Origin of the sequence: Robiginitomaculum antarcticum DSM 21748 (assembly GCF_000365025.1) — a bacterium.
GTDB lineage: Bacteria > Pseudomonadota > Alphaproteobacteria > Caulobacterales > Maricaulaceae > Robiginitomaculum > Robiginitomaculum antarcticum.
On record NZ_KB823011.1, the window covers coordinates 601,318 to 616,619 of the forward strand.

Consider the following 15,302-nt stretch of genomic DNA (forward strand, 5'->3'; position numbering starts at 1 on the left):
ACGGAGGAGATCAGATAAAATGATAAGACTGGAAGCACGGTTATGGCCCTTTGATTCTGCGCCCGCTTTAGCGGTACGGCGCGTCCATGGCTAGGTTTTTTGCAATCTGCTGTTCCCAGCGATCCCCGTTATCAAGAAGCTTTTCCTTATCATAGTAAAGCTCCTCGCGGGTCTCTGTCGCAAATTCGAAATTCGGGCCCTCAACAATGGCGTCAACCGGGCAGGCCTCTTGGCATAAACCGCAATAAATGCATTTGACCATGTCGATATCATAGCGGGTTGTCCGGCGTGACCCATCCGGGCGCGGCTCGGCTTCAATCGTAATCGCCTGCGCCGGGCAAATCGCTTCGCATAATTTACAGGCAATGCAGCGCTCTTCGCCGCTGGGATAACGGCGCAGCGCATGTTCACCGCGAAAGCGCGGCGACAAAGGGCCTTTTTCAAACGGATAATTAACCGTGACTTTCGGACGGAAAAAATATTTCAGCGCAAGCCAAAAGGCTCCGATAAAATCAAGAAACATGGCCCCGCGAATAAATTGTTTAACGCGCGTCATATCACGCCCCTCCTGCGGCATTACCGCCAACAAATACGACCCAGGCCGACACATACATCACAGCCAGCAGCGATGTCGGCAGGAAAACCTTCCAGCCGAGGCGCATTAATTGGTCATAACGATAACGCGGCACAATCGCCTTCACCATGGCAAACATGAAGAATACAAAGGCGCATTTACTTACAAACCAGAAGATGGGCGGAACGAACTGCACGCCAATATCAAGGGGCGCATACCATCCGCCTAAGAATAAAATCGTGATCAAAGCGCACATCAATGTAATGTTTAGATATTCTGCGAACATAAATAACAGATATGGCGTTGAGCTATATTCAACCTGATATCCGGCGACCAGCTCTGACTCGGCTTCGGGCAAATCAAAAGGCGGGCGGTTTGTCTCGGCTAGTGCGGAAACAAAAAACAGGATAAACATATAAAACATCACAGGCGCAATAAGCAGGGCTTGTGGACTGTTCAGGTAAAATGCATGCCAGTTCCAGAATCCATGACCTTGGGCCATAACGATTTCGGTCAGATTCAAAGAGCCCGCAACCAAAAGAACTGTAATAATGATAAAGCCAATGGACACTTCGTAGGATACCATTTGCGCCGCACTGCGCAGCGCGCCGAGAAACGGATATTTGGAATTTGAGGCCCAGCCCCCGATGATGATCCCATAAATGCCCATTGAGCTAATCGCGAGAATATAAAGTACGCCAATATTGATGTCGGAAATCACCCAGCCCGGCGCGACAGGCACAACGCCCCATGCCAGAAACGCCATGGTCAGGGATATAATTGGCGCGAGAATGAACAAGGTTTTGTCCGATCCCGCCGGAATAATGATCTCTTTGAACACAAATTTCAAAAGATCGGCGAAGCTTTGCAGCAAGCCGAACGGGCCAACAACATTCGGACCGCGCCGCATTTGCGCCGCCGCCCAGATTTTGCGGTCGGCCAAAATTAGAAATGCCAGTGTTATAGACAAAATCAGGACAAAGGCGACGATGACGGCAACCTTCAGCCAGAAAAACTGGACATCATCCATATTCTCCCAGTTTGGGAGACCAAATGCGCCGGGCATGATGAAATTGGCAAACATTATTCAGCAGCCTCCACGAGTGGCGTTATATCGCTTAGCGCTGCGCATTCAGCCATTACTTTACTGGCCCGCGCGATTGGGTTGGTAAGATAAAACTCACGAACGCTGACGGCGAAATTATAATCAGCCAAATCGCCCGCCTTACCCATTTTTGCCGGATCAAAGTCCTCAGCACCTTGCGCGCCGGGAGCGTGTCCCAGCCCCGCAAAGACGGGATGATCGGCAAATAATTTCTCGCGAAGCTGATCCAGGCTGTCATAAGGCAGAACCCGGTCACAATGCGCCGATAGCGCCCGAATAATCGCCCAATCCTCTTTAGCATCACCTTTTAGGGGCACAGCTATGTTGGCGGCTTGAACGCGGCCCTCTGTATTTGTGTAAAGTCCGTATTTTTCGGTATAGGCCGCGCCGGGCAGGATAAGATCGGCGCTATGCGCGCCGTTATCACCGTGGCTGCCTTGATAAATCACGAAGGCATTGCCAAAATCGCTGTCAATTTCATCGGCGCCAAGAAGATAGACTGTGTCCAGTTCTCCCGCTTCAGCTTTTGATATAATTCCCGCCGTGCCGACGCCGCCTTCACCGGGCAAAAAGCCCATATCCAGACCTGCAACGCGGCTCGCGGCTGTGTGCAATACGTTAAATCCGTTCCAGCCCGGTGTCACAACGCCAGACTTTTTCGCAAATTCACCGACCCTGCGCAGCAAAGCGGGCGCGTTATCACCCGTGAGAACGGATTGGCCAATGATTATGACCGGTCGCTTGGCGGCTTTAAAGGTCTTTGCGAAGCCTTTGGTAGACTTCATGAATTTTGTAAGATCAGAACTTCCCGCGCCTAAGTGATCATAATTGTAGGTCAGATCAACAGCCTCCCCCAATAAGCCGACAGCCATATCGCCATGAAGCCAACCTTTACGAATGCGGGCATTCACGAGCGGGGCTTCCAGGCGGGGATTGGCACCGATAATAAGGACGGCGTCAGCGTCTTCTAATCCGGCGATGGTGGTGTTGAGCAAATAGTCCTGACGCGGTCCGCCGCCAACGACGCTGCCATCCTGACGGCAATCAAGATTACGTACGCCGAGGCTCGTCATCAGATCTTTGAGCGCTTTCATGGACTCCGCGTCCATTAAATCGCCGGCAATCGCCGCTATACGTGATGGACCGCCTTTCAGCTTATCAGCTGCCAAGGCCAGGGCTTCGTCCCAGCCTGCCGCGCGCAACTTACCGTTCTCGCGGATATAGGGCTTATCCAGACGCTGCCGTGTCAGACCGTCCCAGACAAAGCGGGTTTTATCGGAAATCCATTCCTCGTTCACCTCTTCATTGATGATCGGCAGAATGCGCAGAACCTGTCCGGATTTACTATCAATGCGGATATTAGAGCCGACAGCGTCCATCACATCGATGCTCTCGACGCTCTCCAGTTCCCACGGACGGGCATTAAAGGCATATGGCTTGGACGTCAGCGCTCCCACCGGGCATAAATCGATCACATTACCGGATAATTCCGACGTCAAAGACTTCTCTAGATATGTTGTAATTTCCGCGTCTTCACCGCGGTTAGCCATCCCGATTTCCTCGACGCCCGCCACTTCGGTTATAAAGCGAACGCAGCGCGTACACTGGATGCAACGCGTCATGATCGTGTTGACTAGCGGGCCCATAAATTTATCATCTACTGCGCGTTTATTTTCCTCAAAGCGGGAAAAATCGCGGCCATACGCCATGGCCTGGTCTTGCAAATCACACTCGCCAGCTTGGTCGCAAATCGGGCAATCCAGCGGATGATTAATAAGCAAGAATTCCATCACGCCTTCGCGGGCTTTTTTCACAGTCTCGGAATTGGTGAGGATATTGGCTGGGGTGCCGTCACGGTTCGGGCGCAAATCTTTGACTTGCAGCGCGCAACTGGCTTGAGGCTTTGGCGCGCCGACCCATTCAACCAGACACATGCGGCAATTACCCGCCACAGACAGGCGCTCATGGTAACAAAACCGTGGAATCTCCACGCCTGCCGCTTCTTCACACGCCTGCATGAGCGTATATTCAGCCGGCACTTCATATTCCGTGCCGTCAATATTGATTTTGCGTAGGTCGCTCATAGTCATACTACCGAGTAAACGAATTTTATATACATAAAATAGAAGAATATTGTGATCACAAACAGCGCAACACCATTTATACTGGACTTTAAAGCTAACCTGTCAAAACCCAGTGTTACATCAATGTCACTAGGCGAAACTACGACATCTGTATTGTCCATATTATTTCTTATCTTTGAAGCTTTTATTCTAAGTTTTTGAGCATTCCACAATTCAACCAAAGCTGCAATAAAACCAGCCATAAGAATAAAATTGGAAATAAAGAAAATAATTTTAGTCTGCCTTGCGTGATTATGGAAAATCATATTTTCATAATTTAGTGCAGAGATACGATAGTTGGAGGTGGATGTAATATTTTCAATTTCAGATTCGATAATTTGAACTGATAATTGACATACCTTAAACCTAGCCAGTTCAGCCTCACAAGACCCATCCACACATTCCTTACAATGATATTCTTCAAATAGATTTCTACTGAAGTCAATTTTTCCCTTTATGCCATTAATTGTATCGAGGGACTGTGGAGTTTTAACCACTCTATGGGTAACTTGTCGCGTTACAGCTGGAATATTTCTTTCTATTACGCGCCTATCAGGCGCTACATAAGACTCAGGTACACTGACTTCTGCTACTCCTTCAGTCACTGTAACATCAATTTCTGACCTCTGCTGAGCGAATGCAAGAGCAGAATAATTCATTAAAAAAGCGGCTAAAAAACTAAGCCACAGTCGATATAAATAGTTAGATTTATACAACACGCCCTACTCCGCCGCCACTGGGACAAAGACGGGCTTGCCCGCACGGTAATTATCGATGCGGTCTTCAATCTCGTGCCGGAAATGACGGATAAGGCCCTGAATGGGCCACGCCGCGGCATCACCAAGCGCGCAAATGGTATGGCCTTCGACCTGTTTCGAAACGTCGAGCAGCATATCAATCTCTGCTGTTTCGGCGTCGCCTCGCACCATGCGCTCCATAACGCGCCACATCCAGCCCGTACCTTCGCGGCACGGCGTGCACTGACCGCAGCTCTCATGCTTGTAGAAATAAGACAGGCGCGCAATCGCTTTGATCACGTCCGTGGAGTTATCCATCACGATCACAGCAGCCGTGCCGAGGCCGGATTGATGTTCACGCAGGGCGTCAAAATCCATCAAAACCGTATCACAAATTTCTTTGGGCAGGAGCGGAACGGAGGAGCCGCCCGGAATAACGCATTTCAAATTATCCCAGCCGCCGCGCACGCCGCCCGCATATTCCTCAAGCAGCGTCTTCATCGGGATAGAAAGCGCTTCTTCAATATTGCAGGGCTTATTAACATGGCCGGAGATCGAGAAAACCTTCGTGCCTTTATTATTGTCGCGGCCAAATTGCGTCCACCAGTCCACGCCGCGACGCAAAATCGTCGGCACAACAGCAATCGATTCGACATTATTAACAGTCGTTGGGCAGCCATAAAGACCTGCGCCCGCAGGAAAAGGAGGCTTTAAGCGAGGCTGGCCTTTTTTGCCTTCGAGAGATTCTAGCAAAGCCGTCTCTTCACCGCAAATATAAGCGCCCGCGCCGTGATGCATATAGATGTCAAAATCCCAGCCCGTTCCGCTGGCATTTTTGCCGACAAGTCCTGCGGCATATGCTTCGTCAATTGCGGCCTGCAAGCGGTTGCGTTCCTGAATATATTCGCCGCGCACATAGATGTAGCACGCATGGGCCTGCATTGCGAAACTCGCAATTAAGCAGCCTTCGATCAGCAAATGCGGATCATGGCGCAAAATATCACGGTCTTTACATGAACCGGGTTCAGACTCATCGGCATTGACGACTAAATAATGCGGGCGCGCGCCCACTTCTTTAGGCATAAATGACCATTTCAGACCTGTCGGAAACCCTGCCCCGCCGCGGCCGCGAAGGCCCGAAGCCTTGACCTGACCGATAATCCAGTCGCGGCCCTGCTCTATCATGGCGGATGTGCCATACCACGCGCCGCGCTCGCGCGAGGCGTCCAGACGGTGATCCTTAAGCCCGTAAAGGTTCTGGAAAATCCGGTCTTTATCTTGAAGAAGCTCGGTCATTATGTCTTGCCCTTCGTCCGCCCTGCCGCGTGTTTGGACAGCGCCTTGGCTTGTTTGACCCATTCGTCACGTTTAATCTGGCCGGTAAATTTATCCGCCTTGTCTTCGACAGTCTTGATGTCCGCAGCTTTCCATGCCGCGATTTGGCGGTAATAATAGACACCGCTCGCATTCAAGTTTGCTTCAAATTTCGGCCCTATACCCTTGATTTTCTTTAAATCATCAGGATCACCTTCTGATGGCCCGTCTGTGTAGAGCACTTTGGGCTTCGAAGGTACCGCGTCGGATTTCACAGGCGTGCGTTTCCAGGCTTTTGTTTTGGTTTTGGTCTTAACCGCCTTGCGCGGCGACGGCACATCTGCTGCATCCGACACGACTTCCGACGGTTTGTCGCCTAGTTTCTTGGACGCAGGCTCGCTGGCCCGTTCGGGTTTGGCGGCAAAAGCCGGTTTATCGATCAGCCCGGCCGACATATCTTTACCGGCATTATCAGGACGTTTTTTAGGGTCGGGATTAGCATTAAGCTTGGGATCCACCCATCCGCCCCGTGTCGCGCGGCGCTCTTTGGGATCCCACTCATAATAATTTATTTTAGCCTTGGTCTCAGCATTGGGCAATTTAGTGAGTTTGCCGCGGGCTTTTGACAAATTCTGGGTGGTTAATACCTTGGTACCACCTTTAGGCTCGGACGTATGCCGTCCATTTTGCGGTCCTTGTCCAGGCGCGCCTCCGGCCACCAATTTATCCAGCACAGCCTCAAGGGTATCAGCCGTTAAATCCTCGTAATAATGATCGCTTTGAGCGTTAGAAATCTGAACCATCGGCGCGTTAGCGCAAGAGCCCAGACACTCCACTTCTATCCATGACAGCTTACCGTCTTCAGATATGCTGCCCTTGGGACCGATTTTGCGCTTAAGCATGGCGATGAGATCATCTGATCCCCGCAGCCAGCACGGAGTCGTCCCGCAAAGCTGCACATGGTGCACGCCGACAGGCGCCAAATTAAACATCGTGTAGAATGTCGCGACTTCGTAGACGCGGATATAAGCCATATCGAGCAAATCACCGACTGCGCGCAGAGCGGCCTCAGGCAGCCAGCCATCCCCATCTTTTTGTGCAATCCATAGCGCAGGTATCATAGCGCTGCGTTGCCGCGCTTTTGGATATTTCTTAACCCAACCCGCAATTTCTTTTTTAGCGGCAGCGGAAAGCGTAAAGCTCTCAGGCTGGCGTATGGCGAGGCGGCGGGTACTCATCGGTCGATCTCTCCAAATACGATATCAAGCGAGCCCAGGATCGCGGATACGTCGGCCAGCATATGGCCTTTATTCATATAATCCATAGCAGCCAAATGCGGAAAGCCCGGCGCACGGATTTTGCAGCGATAAGGCTTATTACTTCCGTCAGAAATCAGATAGACGCCAAATTCACCTTTAGGCGCTTCAACGGCGCAATAGACTTCCCCCGCCGGAACGTGGAACCCTTCCGTATAGAGTTTGAAGTGATGGATCAGCGCCTCCATGCTTTGCTTCATTTCCACGCGGCGCGGCGGCGCGATCTTTTTATCCAGTGTCAGAACGGGGCCGTCCGGCATCATTTCCAAACATTGGCGCATGATTTTGACGCTCTCATACATTTCGTCAACGCGGCAGAGATAGCGGTCATAACAATCGCCGTTTTTACCCAGTGGTATTTTGAAATCCAGTTCATCATAGACTTCGTAAGGTTGATTGCGGCGCAGATCCCAGGCAATGCCGGAACCACGCACCATCACGCCGGAAAACCCAAGCTGTATGGCTTCCTGTTTAGAGATGACACCAATATCGACATTACGCTGTTTGAAAATCCGGTTTTCAGTCAGCAAGGTCTCAATATCTTTTAGCTTTTGCGGAAATTGATCGCACCAACTCATCAAATCGCTAATCAGATCCGGCGGTAAATCCTGATGGACACCGCCCGGTCGGAAATAAGCCGCATGCATGCGTGAGCCGCTGGCGCGCTCGTAAAACACCATGAGCTTCTCGCGCTCTTCAAAGCCCCAGACCGGCGGAGTCAGCGCGCCGACATCCAAGGCCTGGGTCGTGATATTGAGCATATGCGACAGGATGCGGCCAATTTCGCTATACAGAACGCGGATAAATTGAGCGCGGCGCGGCACGGTAATGTTCAACAATTTTTCAATGGTCATGCAAAAGGCATGCTCTTGATTCATCGGCGCGACATAATCCAACCGGTCAAAATACGGCAGCGCTTGCAGATAAGTTTTATGCTCGATCAGCTTTTCTGTGCCCCGGTGCAGCAGTCCGATATGCGGGTCAACGCGCTGCACAACTTCGCCCTCAAGCTCCAGCACAAGGCGCAAAACGCCATGCGCCGCCGGATGCTGCGGGCCGAAATTGATCGTAAATTTACGGTCGTCTTCAGGATGAGTTTCGTTCATGGATTCGATCACGATTTTTCCTCAACCTTCTCATCACCCGGGAGAATGTATTTGGCTCCTTCCCAAGGACTCATGAAATCAAAGCTGCGGTACTCCTGAGGTAAATTCACCGGCTCATAAACCACGGCTTTGCGGGCATCGTCATAGCGCACTTCGACAAAGCCGGAGAGCGGGAAGTCTTTGCGCAGAGGATGGCCTTCAAAACCGTAATCGGTCAGCAGGCGGCGCAGATCAGGATGATTTTCAAAGGCGATACCGTACATATCAAACGCTTCACGTTCATACCAATCCGCGGACGGGTAAACCGAAATAACGCTCTGCACAGGCGTTTCGGTCTCGGTCGACAGCTTAACCCGCACGCGGTGATTATGCGGCATAGACAGCAGATGATAGACAACGTCGAAACGACGCTCACGAGACGGGTAATCCACACCGCAAATATCGATCAGCGTTGTGAATTTCAGACTCGGTTCGTCGCGCAAGAGTGTAAGTACATTGACGATATCGCGGCGGCGGATCTCGATCGTCATCTCGTCATTATCAAGATTAGAGGAAATCACCGCTTCGCCAAGCTCGGCCGTGATATGGTTGAGAATATCTTTCATCATCCTGCTCCGCGCTTAGCGCTGAATATTGCCTTCGCGGCGGATTTTTTTCTGTAATTGCAAAATGCCGTAGACCAGCGCCTCGGCGGTCGGGGGGCATCCGGGAACGTAAATGTCGACAGGTACAATGCGGTCACACCCGCGTACAACCGCGTAGGAATAATGATAATAACCGCCGCCATTGGCGCAGCTTCCCATCGAGATAACATAACGCGGCGCAGGCATTTGATCGTAGACCTTGCGCAGCGCAGGCGCCATTTTATTGGTCAGAGTTCCGGCCACAATCATCACGTCGGATTGGCGCGGGGAGGCGCGCGGGGCAAAACCGAAACGCTCGACATCATAACGCGGCATAGACGCCTGCATCATCTCTACCGCGCAGCACGCAAGTCCGAAGGTCATCCACATCAGGCTGCCCGTGCGCGCCCATGTCACCAAATCGTCTGACGCCGCAGTGATAAAGCCGCGATCCGCCAATTGATCGGACATCCCGTCAAAAAACGGATCATGCTTTTTGGGATCATAGGCCGGCGTGCCCAAATCGCGGGCGGCGGTGCCGGCTGGCATGATAATTTCGCTCATAAAAACCTCTTCGCGCACATAGACGGGTTATTCCCAGTCCAGCGCACCTTTTTTCCAAGCATAGATCAGACCGACAAAAAGCTCAGCTAGAAAAATCATAACCACTGTCCAGCCATAAACCCCGATATATTCAAGCGAAACCGCCCATGGGAACAGGAAGGCGACTTCCAGATCGAAGATAATAAATAGAATGGCCACCAGATAGAACCGGACGTCGAATTTCATTTTACTGTCGTCAAAAGCATTAAACCCGCACTCATATGTCGACAGCTTCTCACGGTCAGGCTCAGACGGCGCCAAAACCTTGGCGGCCAGTAAAAGCGCCACAGAAAACCCGCCTGCCACAAAGAGCAGAACGAGAATCGGAAGATATTCACGCAGGAAATCGGACATAATGTCTTTCTACTCCATGGCGGCGTGCTTGCCCACCTTATTAACGGCGTTTTTGAGTCGCACCCCGATAGCAGATAGGTCAACACAATAACGGCCTCTCATAGCGCAGTGGAATAGATTCGCAACGCTTGGCGCTGAAATTCCTTTTGTCTTAAAGCAGGGTCTCAAAGTCGGTATTCAGTGCGCCAATTTGCGCGCCGTGATATGTTCAGCCTGTCTTGCGAAGCTCCCGCAAGCAGCTTAGCGTCGCGCCATGATTGCCGAGCTGGGACATATTGCGCTGATTGCCGCGTTTTGCGTAGCCATATTGCAATTTGCTTTGCCGTTATGGGGGGCAGCACGCGGTCATGGCGCTCTGATGGCATTGGCCAGCCGTGCCGCCTTACTGCAATTTATCTTAATCGCCGCGAGTTTTATAGCCCTGACCACATCGTTTCTGCTCAGTGATTTCTCTGTACTGCTCGTGGCTAATCATTCGGCCTTGTCCAAACCGCTTTTATATAAAATATCCGGAGTCTGGGGCAATCACGAAGGCTCCATTTTGCTCTGGGTATTGATATTGGCGCTATACGGCGCGCTCGCCGCAACGTTCGGCAAGGCCCTGCCAGCGCCGCTTAAAGCGCGAGCCCTTGCCATACAGGGCGGACTGGGCGCGACCTTTATCGGCTTCACCCTGTTTACCTCTAATCCGTTTGAACGATTGTTTCCCGCTGCAATGGACGGCACAGGGCTTAACCCCGTGCTTCAGGATCCGGGCCTCGCCATACACCCGCCGCTTTTATATATGGGCTATGTCGGATTCTCGCTAGCGTTCTCATTCGCGATAGCTGCACTGATTGAAGGCAAAGTCGACGCCATCTGGGCACGCTGGCTTCGTCCATGGGTACTGCTCGCATGGAGCTTTCTAACAGCCGGCATTACAATCGGCAGCTTCTGGGCCTATTATGAACTGGGCTGGGGCGGCTGGTGGATGTGGGATCCGGTGGAGAATGTCAGCTTCATTCCGTGGCTTCTCGGCACAGCGCTTCTGCACAGCATTATGGTACTGGGTACGCGCCACGCTATGAGCAGTTGGACGGTGCTCCTCGCCATTTCCACATTCTCGCTCTGCCTGATCGGGACATTTATCGTGCGCTCCGGCATTCTGGTTAGCGTGCACAGCTTTGCTGTGGATCCGACGCGCGGCGTTGTTATCTTGATCATTCTGGCCGTTGTAACCGGCGCGGCATTGACGCTTTATGCCATTCGGTCAAGTACATTGACGGGAAGCGTCACCATCGCGACCGTTTCACGCGGCGGGGCGCTTATTCTCAACAATATACTGCTTATCGTCGCGGCCTTTATCGTTTTGCTCGGGACGTTCTATCCCCTGTTTATCGACATGTTTACCGGCGAGAAGATCACGGTCGCAGAGCCGTTTTTCAATCGCCTCTACACGCCCGTCATGCTGCTGCTGATCGTGTTTATGTCCTTCGGTCCCTTACTGAAATGGCGCGCGGACAGCCTGTCACGCATTAAAGGTAAATTGATTGCCGGGGCGATTGTCGCCGTCTTGTCCGGGCTGGCTCTTTATGCATTCGGGCGCAGTGCAGGCGCAGTGCTCGGCTATAGTCTTGCCGCTTTGCTCGCTTACGGCACATTTACGGCTTTTCTCTCAAAAACTCCGGCAGGGCCGAACCGACTACGCCGCCTGACCCGCCTGCCTGCCGCAACATATGGCTTCCTCCTAGCCCATCTGGGCATGGCTGTCGTCACAGCCGGCATAACGGCCATGTCGACAGGCTCGGCGGAAAATATTGCGCGCCTCAAACCGGGACAAGCCATAAGCACGGCAGGTTATGAATTTACGCTCACTGATCTAGGCGTCGGTGAGGGTGAGAATTATCAATTTATGCGCGCTGTGATCAGCGTCACCCATAAGGGCCGTACCCTGCCCGATCTTCTGCCCGAGCGCCGTTATTATGATCAGCCCCCCATGTTTACGACGGAAGCCGGGTTTCGCTTACGGCTAAAGGATACAGTGTTTGTGGCGATTGGTGAGGGCGACCCTCAAAAAGGCTATATTGTCCGGGCCTATTACCAACCTTTTGTAAGCTTGATTTGGATTGGCGCGCTGATAATGGCGCTGGCAGGGTTCATAAGCATTGGAGATAAGCGAATGCAGATCAATAAGGATCTGACGTCATGAATTGGAAAGCCCTTATACCGCTTGCTGTGTTTGCCGGGTTTTGCATCGCGCTGGCGATTGGTCTTACGCGCGACCCTGCCGCTCTCCCCTCACAGCTTATCGACGAGCCCTTTCCCGAATTTGAACTGACCAGCCTGTTTGACGAGCAGCAAACTGTGGATCGCAGCGTGCTTCTCGGCCAGGTCAGCGTCGTAAATGTTTTTGGCTCGTGGTGCACCAGCTGTATTTATGAGCATCCCGGCCTGATGGAAATGCGCAAGCTTGACGGTTTTCAACTGGTCGGCATTAACTGGCGCGACACACGCGAAGCGGGGCAAAACTGGCTTGCGGATAATGGAAATCCTTATCACGTCGTCGCCTTTGATCCGGCGAGTATATTGGCTGTGGAGATTGGCGTTGTGGGCGCGCCGGAAACCTATATTGTCGATAAGTCCGGACGCATTCGATATAAATATTCCGGCGCTTTATCGCCAGATGTCGTGGTCAAAGAGATATTGCCCCTAATCCAGAAATTGCAGGCCGAATCATGATCCGCGCGCTGCTAGCCCTCCTTTGCATTGCGCTGTTCGCTTTGCCCCCCTTCGCGCAAGACGCTTATGATTATCCGCCGGAAATTGAGGCGCAAGCACGAGACATTGGCCGCAAACTGCGCTGCGTCGTTTGCCAGAACCAATCTATCGAAGATAGCGATGCGCCGCTTGCCGCTGACATGCGCGTTATGGTGCGCGAACGGCTCGCGTCGGGACAGACCGAAGCCCAAATCATGGACTACATGCAGCACAGCTATGGCGATTTCGTCCTGCGCAATCCCCCCATACAAAATAATACGCGCCTGCTCTGGTATGGCCCGCCCGCCCTTCTTATTATGCTACTGCTGTGGTTTCTTCTGCGCCGAAAGTCCGCCGCGTCATGATCTGGCTGGCCGTCATATGCATCGCGCTGGTCAGCGGACTTGCGCTGGTCAGCGCGCTGCCTGCCTCTGACAAGCGCGTTAAGCTGGCTCTAATGGTTTCAATAGTGATCGCAGTTACAGCGATTTACGCTGTGATAGGAACGCCAAATTTCTTACTATAAATGCGCAAGCACGAGATTGCGTAATGCGGCGACTTCGGTGTCACTTATGTAGCCATGCACGGAAAAGCGAAAGCCCTCCTCACGCTCGTCACATAATATGTCATTGGCTTTGACAGCGGCGCGTAATGCGCTGCGGTCAGTCGGCGCGACGACAAAGGCCGCTCCGTGAGGCTGTCCGTTACGCGGAGAGACAAGGACGTCATCCGGCATATCCGCTGTCAGCGTAGCAATATGGTTCTTTACACGCTCAATCACATTGTCCTGCCCAATCTCGCCCAAAAGCGTCAAGGCTGCGACAGCCGATACAAGCGGCGCAGGTGACGGAGTTCCGCCAAAAAACCGCATGGCATCATCAGCGTAAGTGAACCGCTCTATATCCATTTCAAACGGATTTTCATGCGAAAACCATCCGACATCAATCGGTGCGCAGCGGCTAATCATATCCGGCGAGACGTATAAAAAACATGCGCCCGGCCCTGCGCAGAGAAATTTTACGCCCGTTCCCGTCAAAAAATCAGCGCCCCAAAGCGCGGGCGTCACAGGCGCGATACCGCAAGACTGCGCGGCATCGACTACACTAGACGCGCCCGCCGCTTTGGCTAATGTGCAGATCTGCTCGACAGGCAAAATATGTGATGTGTTGGACAGAGCATGGGTAATATGAACCAGCGCCACAGTCTTATCGATAGCGTCCGCCCAGCCCTGCACTTCTGTCGGAGATTTCTCCACATATCTGATTTTAAAGCCGTGTTGCTCGGCCTGTTTAAAGACGAATCCGATAGTGGGAAAATCAGATTTTGACAGGACGATGACATTGCGCCCCGCTTCACGCGGTAGGCTGTAGAGTATTTTAGTCAACGCCGAAGAGATATTTGTCTGCGGGCAAACTGTGGATGCTTTAACGCTAAGAAGGCGTGCTACGCCTGCGCGAAAACCGTCCACAGCAGACATCCATTGCGCCCAGTTCTCACCCGATATCCACGGCCCGAAATAGCGCTCGCTCACGGCGTCTTGAACAGCCTTCGGCAAGCATCCGACGCTATGGGAGAGAAAGTAATTATCCGGGACGTGAAAGTGCTTACGCATCAGAGCTCGGCGTGAGCTTGTCGCGTTTTTCACCATAAGTGCTGCCCCACCGATCTGTCATATCGGCGCGAACCTGCCAGAGATCCGGGAAGAATTTCTGGCGCATGCCGTCATTGAGAATCTCAACAGGGCGACCTTTCAACGATTTCGCCGCAACGCCGATCGTGCGGTAAATCAACTGCATATGATCGCCGCGAAACTTTTGAAATTGTTCATCAAATTCGGCCAGCGCTTCTGCCACCATATAGGCGTCATCATGACGATAATCGCTGTCATAAACCTGCTCCAGCGTACGGTTATCACCGTCCAGATAGACATCTTTATAGGTCGTCCATAAATCTGCGGGCATTTTGAGCAGAACACGAAAGCCCGGACTTTCCTGCCCGCTGCCATTACCCAGCAAAAGCCGGATTTGTTGATAATCTTTAGGCGACATCGTCTCCAGTAAAGTCAGCTGCTGGCTCATCAATTCCTGACAAATATGCACACGGCGAAACAGAGTCAGTGCTTTAAGACTATTGCGCGCGCGCATTTCGTCATTGGCATCCAGAAGCGAGGCCGCGATGAGCTTCATCCACAGCTCTTCGATTTGATGGACGATCATAAATTGAAGCTCATCCGGATGACATAAGTCCTCCGTCGCTTTTTGACAGGCGAGTAAATGTTCAGTTTTCAGGTAGATCTCGTAGTCGAGCTTGCCCGCGCCGCGCATGTCTTTTTCGTATTTTTTCCGGTCCATTCTTTTTCTCCATCAAGGTCGTAGCGTATAAATAATTCAAACGATGACAGTGGATTATGAATGGCCGGTTCGCCATTTACGCAAGACAAGTTCTGCGAGGGGAATGTGTACAAGACGATGCATAACTGAAAGCTAGGCTGTTTCACCGCGTGTGTAAACAAGAGGGACTTTTGCGCCACTTCAAAATGAAGTGACGCGAGTGACCGGAACCAAACTCAGTTCATTTATCTATGTATTTCAGTTGTTAGGTGTCATCTACAAATTTTCTACCTACATAATCACCCGCATTCTTACCCATAATTTAAATTATAAGATTTCCGATTCCGGGTTCGACGTGCCATGATGACACAGCTTATCATC

16 protein-coding genes are annotated in these 15,302 nt (G+C 51.9%); 4 read left to right on the forward strand and 12 right to left on the reverse strand.

Translation table 11 applies throughout. The features are described from left to right. Positions 1-67: 67 nt before the first annotated feature. Genes nuoI through ndhC form a run of 10 tightly spaced genes read right to left on the reverse strand, consistent with a single transcriptional unit; the run spans position 68 to position 9,855 of the window. On the reverse strand, positions 68-556 hold the full coding sequence (gene nuoI / locus H142_RS0102995) for an NADH-quinone oxidoreductase subunit NuoI (protein ID WP_033314924.1): 489 nt from the start codon (positions 554-556) through the stop codon (positions 68-70). Position 557: 1 nt separating this feature from the next. Next, positions 558-1,604, reverse strand: a complete 1,047-nt coding sequence (gene nuoH, locus H142_RS0103000; RefSeq protein ID WP_026147743.1) for an NADH-quinone oxidoreductase subunit NuoH — start codon at positions 1,602-1,604, stop codon at positions 558-560. Positions 1,605-1,657: 53 nt separating this feature from the next. Next, positions 1,658-3,763 carry an NADH-quinone oxidoreductase subunit NuoG gene (nuoG, locus tag H142_RS0103005; protein WP_026147744.1) on the reverse strand — a complete coding sequence of 702 codons (2,106 nt, stop codon included), beginning with the start codon at positions 3,761-3,763 and terminating at the stop codon, positions 1,658-1,660. 2 nt (positions 3,764-3,765) lie between these two features. Next, on the reverse strand, positions 3,766-4,521 hold the full coding sequence (locus H142_RS0103010) for a hypothetical protein (RefSeq protein WP_156811862.1): 756 nt from the start codon (positions 4,519-4,521) through the stop codon (positions 3,766-3,768). 3 nt (positions 4,522-4,524) lie between these two features. After that, positions 4,525-5,835, reverse strand: coding sequence for an NADH-quinone oxidoreductase subunit NuoF (gene nuoF, locus H142_RS0103015; RefSeq protein WP_017930621.1), 1,311 nt, complete (start codon positions 5,833-5,835; stop codon positions 4,525-4,527). Beyond that, complete coding sequence (gene nuoE / locus H142_RS0103020; RefSeq protein WP_017930622.1) at positions 5,835-7,091, reverse strand: NADH-quinone oxidoreductase subunit NuoE; 1,257 nt, start codon at positions 7,089-7,091, stop codon at positions 5,835-5,837. Before nuoE ends, nuoF begins: the two co-directional genes overlap by 1 nt. Next, complete coding sequence (locus tag H142_RS0103025) at positions 7,088-8,275, reverse strand: NADH-quinone oxidoreductase subunit D (protein ID WP_026147745.1); 1,188 nt, start codon at positions 8,273-8,275, stop codon at positions 7,088-7,090. Before H142_RS0103025 ends, nuoE begins: the two co-directional genes overlap by 4 nt. 8 nt (positions 8,276-8,283) lie before the next feature. Further along, complete coding sequence (locus tag H142_RS0103030; protein ID WP_017930624.1) at positions 8,284-8,883, reverse strand: NADH-quinone oxidoreductase subunit C; 600 nt, start codon at positions 8,881-8,883, stop codon at positions 8,284-8,286. A gap of 12 nt (positions 8,884-8,895) precedes the next feature. Then, positions 8,896-9,462: a NuoB/complex I 20 kDa subunit family protein gene (locus tag H142_RS0103035; RefSeq protein WP_026147746.1), complete on the reverse strand. Its 567-nt coding sequence runs from the start codon at positions 9,460-9,462 to the stop codon at positions 8,896-8,898. 27 nt (positions 9,463-9,489) lie between these two features. Beyond that, positions 9,490-9,855: an NADH-quinone oxidoreductase subunit A gene (gene ndhC, locus H142_RS0103040; protein ID WP_017930626.1), complete on the reverse strand. Its 366-nt coding sequence runs from the start codon at positions 9,853-9,855 to the stop codon at positions 9,490-9,492. Between the two features lie 253 nt (positions 9,856-10,108). Here ndhC and H142_RS0103045 point away from each other — a divergent pair, with 253 nt between their 5' ends. From H142_RS0103045 to H142_RS16760, 4 genes are read left to right on the forward strand one after another with little or no spacing between them, the layout of a single operon-like run. Further along, positions 10,109-12,043, forward strand: a complete 1,935-nt coding sequence (locus H142_RS0103045) for a heme lyase CcmF/NrfE family subunit (RefSeq protein ID WP_017930627.1) — start codon at positions 10,109-10,111, stop codon at positions 12,041-12,043. Then, a complete protein-coding gene (locus H142_RS0103050) occupies positions 12,040-12,573 on the forward strand; it encodes a DsbE family thiol:disulfide interchange protein (protein ID WP_017930628.1) in 534 nt (177 codons plus the stop codon). Before H142_RS0103045 ends, H142_RS0103050 begins: the two co-directional genes overlap by 4 nt. Beyond that, positions 12,570-12,956 carry a cytochrome c-type biogenesis protein gene (locus tag H142_RS14110; protein ID WP_017930629.1) on the forward strand — a complete coding sequence of 129 codons (387 nt, stop codon included), beginning with the start codon at positions 12,570-12,572 and terminating at the stop codon, positions 12,954-12,956. Before H142_RS0103050 ends, H142_RS14110 begins: the two co-directional genes overlap by 4 nt. Beyond that, positions 12,920-13,117 (forward strand): hypothetical protein, encoded by a 198-nt coding sequence (locus H142_RS16760; protein ID WP_156811863.1) that lies wholly within the window; start codon positions 12,920-12,922, stop codon positions 13,115-13,117. The genes H142_RS14110 and H142_RS16760 overlap by 37 nt, the downstream gene beginning before the upstream one ends. On the opposite strand, the gene H142_RS0103065 is transcribed toward H142_RS16760, so the two are convergent. Beyond that, the gene (locus tag H142_RS0103065) at positions 13,112-14,203 is read right to left on the reverse strand and encodes an aminotransferase class V-fold PLP-dependent enzyme (protein WP_017930631.1); all 1,092 of its coding nucleotides are present in this window, start codon (positions 14,201-14,203) and stop codon (positions 13,112-13,114) included. The genes H142_RS16760 and H142_RS0103065 overlap by 6 nt on opposite strands. Then, entirely contained in the window at positions 14,196-14,942 is a 747-nt protein-coding gene (locus tag H142_RS0103070) for a tryptophan 2,3-dioxygenase family protein (RefSeq protein WP_017930632.1), read from the reverse strand. The genes H142_RS0103065 and H142_RS0103070 overlap by 8 nt, the downstream gene beginning before the upstream one ends. Positions 14,943-15,302 lie beyond the last annotated feature (360 nt).

What these genes read in the sequence shown, in the direction of transcription:
- H142_RS0103030 (WP_017930624.1), bottom strand. Translation starts at nt 8,883, where the DNA reads ATGATGAAAGATATTCTCAACCATATCACGGCCGAGCTTGGCGAAGCG.
- ndhC (WP_017930626.1), bottom strand. Translation starts at nt 9,855, where the DNA reads ATGTCCGATTTCCTGCGTGAATATCTTCCGATTCTCGTTCTGCTCTTT.
- nuoG (WP_026147744.1), bottom strand. Translation starts at nt 3,763, where the DNA reads ATGAGCGACCTACGCAAAATCAATATTGACGGCACGGAATATGAAGTG.
- nuoF (WP_017930621.1), bottom strand. Translation starts at nt 5,835, where the DNA reads ATGACCGAGCTTCTTCAAGATAAAGACCGGATTTTCCAGAACCTTTAC.
- nuoE (WP_017930622.1), bottom strand. Translation starts at nt 7,091, where the DNA reads ATGAGTACCCGCCGCCTCGCCATACGCCAGCCTGAGAGCTTTACGCTT.
- nuoH (WP_026147743.1), bottom strand. Translation starts at nt 1,604, where the DNA reads ATGGATGATGTCCAGTTTTTCTGGCTGAAGGTTGCCGTCATCGTCGCC.
- H142_RS0103070 (WP_017930632.1), bottom strand. Translation starts at nt 14,942, where the DNA reads ATGGACCGGAAAAAATACGAAAAAGACATGCGCGGCGCGGGCAAGCTC.
- H142_RS0103065 (WP_017930631.1), bottom strand. Translation starts at nt 14,203, where the DNA reads ATGCGTAAGCACTTTCACGTCCCGGATAATTACTTTCTCTCCCATAGC.
- H142_RS0103035 (WP_026147746.1), bottom strand. Translation starts at nt 9,462, where the DNA reads ATGAGCGAAATTATCATGCCAGCCGGCACCGCCGCCCGCGATTTGGGC.
- H142_RS14110 (WP_017930629.1), top strand. Translation starts at nt 12,570, where the DNA reads ATGATCCGCGCGCTGCTAGCCCTCCTTTGCATTGCGCTGTTCGCTTTG.
- H142_RS0103025 (WP_026147745.1), bottom strand. Translation starts at nt 8,275, where the DNA reads ATGAACGAAACTCATCCTGAAGACGACCGTAAATTTACGATCAATTTC.
- nuoI (WP_033314924.1), bottom strand. Translation starts at nt 556, where the DNA reads ATGACGCGCGTTAAACAATTTATTCGCGGGGCCATGTTTCTTGATTTT.
- H142_RS0103045 (WP_017930627.1), top strand. Translation starts at nt 10,109, where the DNA reads ATGATTGCCGAGCTGGGACATATTGCGCTGATTGCCGCGTTTTGCGTA.
- H142_RS0103050 (WP_017930628.1), top strand. Translation starts at nt 12,040, where the DNA reads ATGAATTGGAAAGCCCTTATACCGCTTGCTGTGTTTGCCGGGTTTTGC.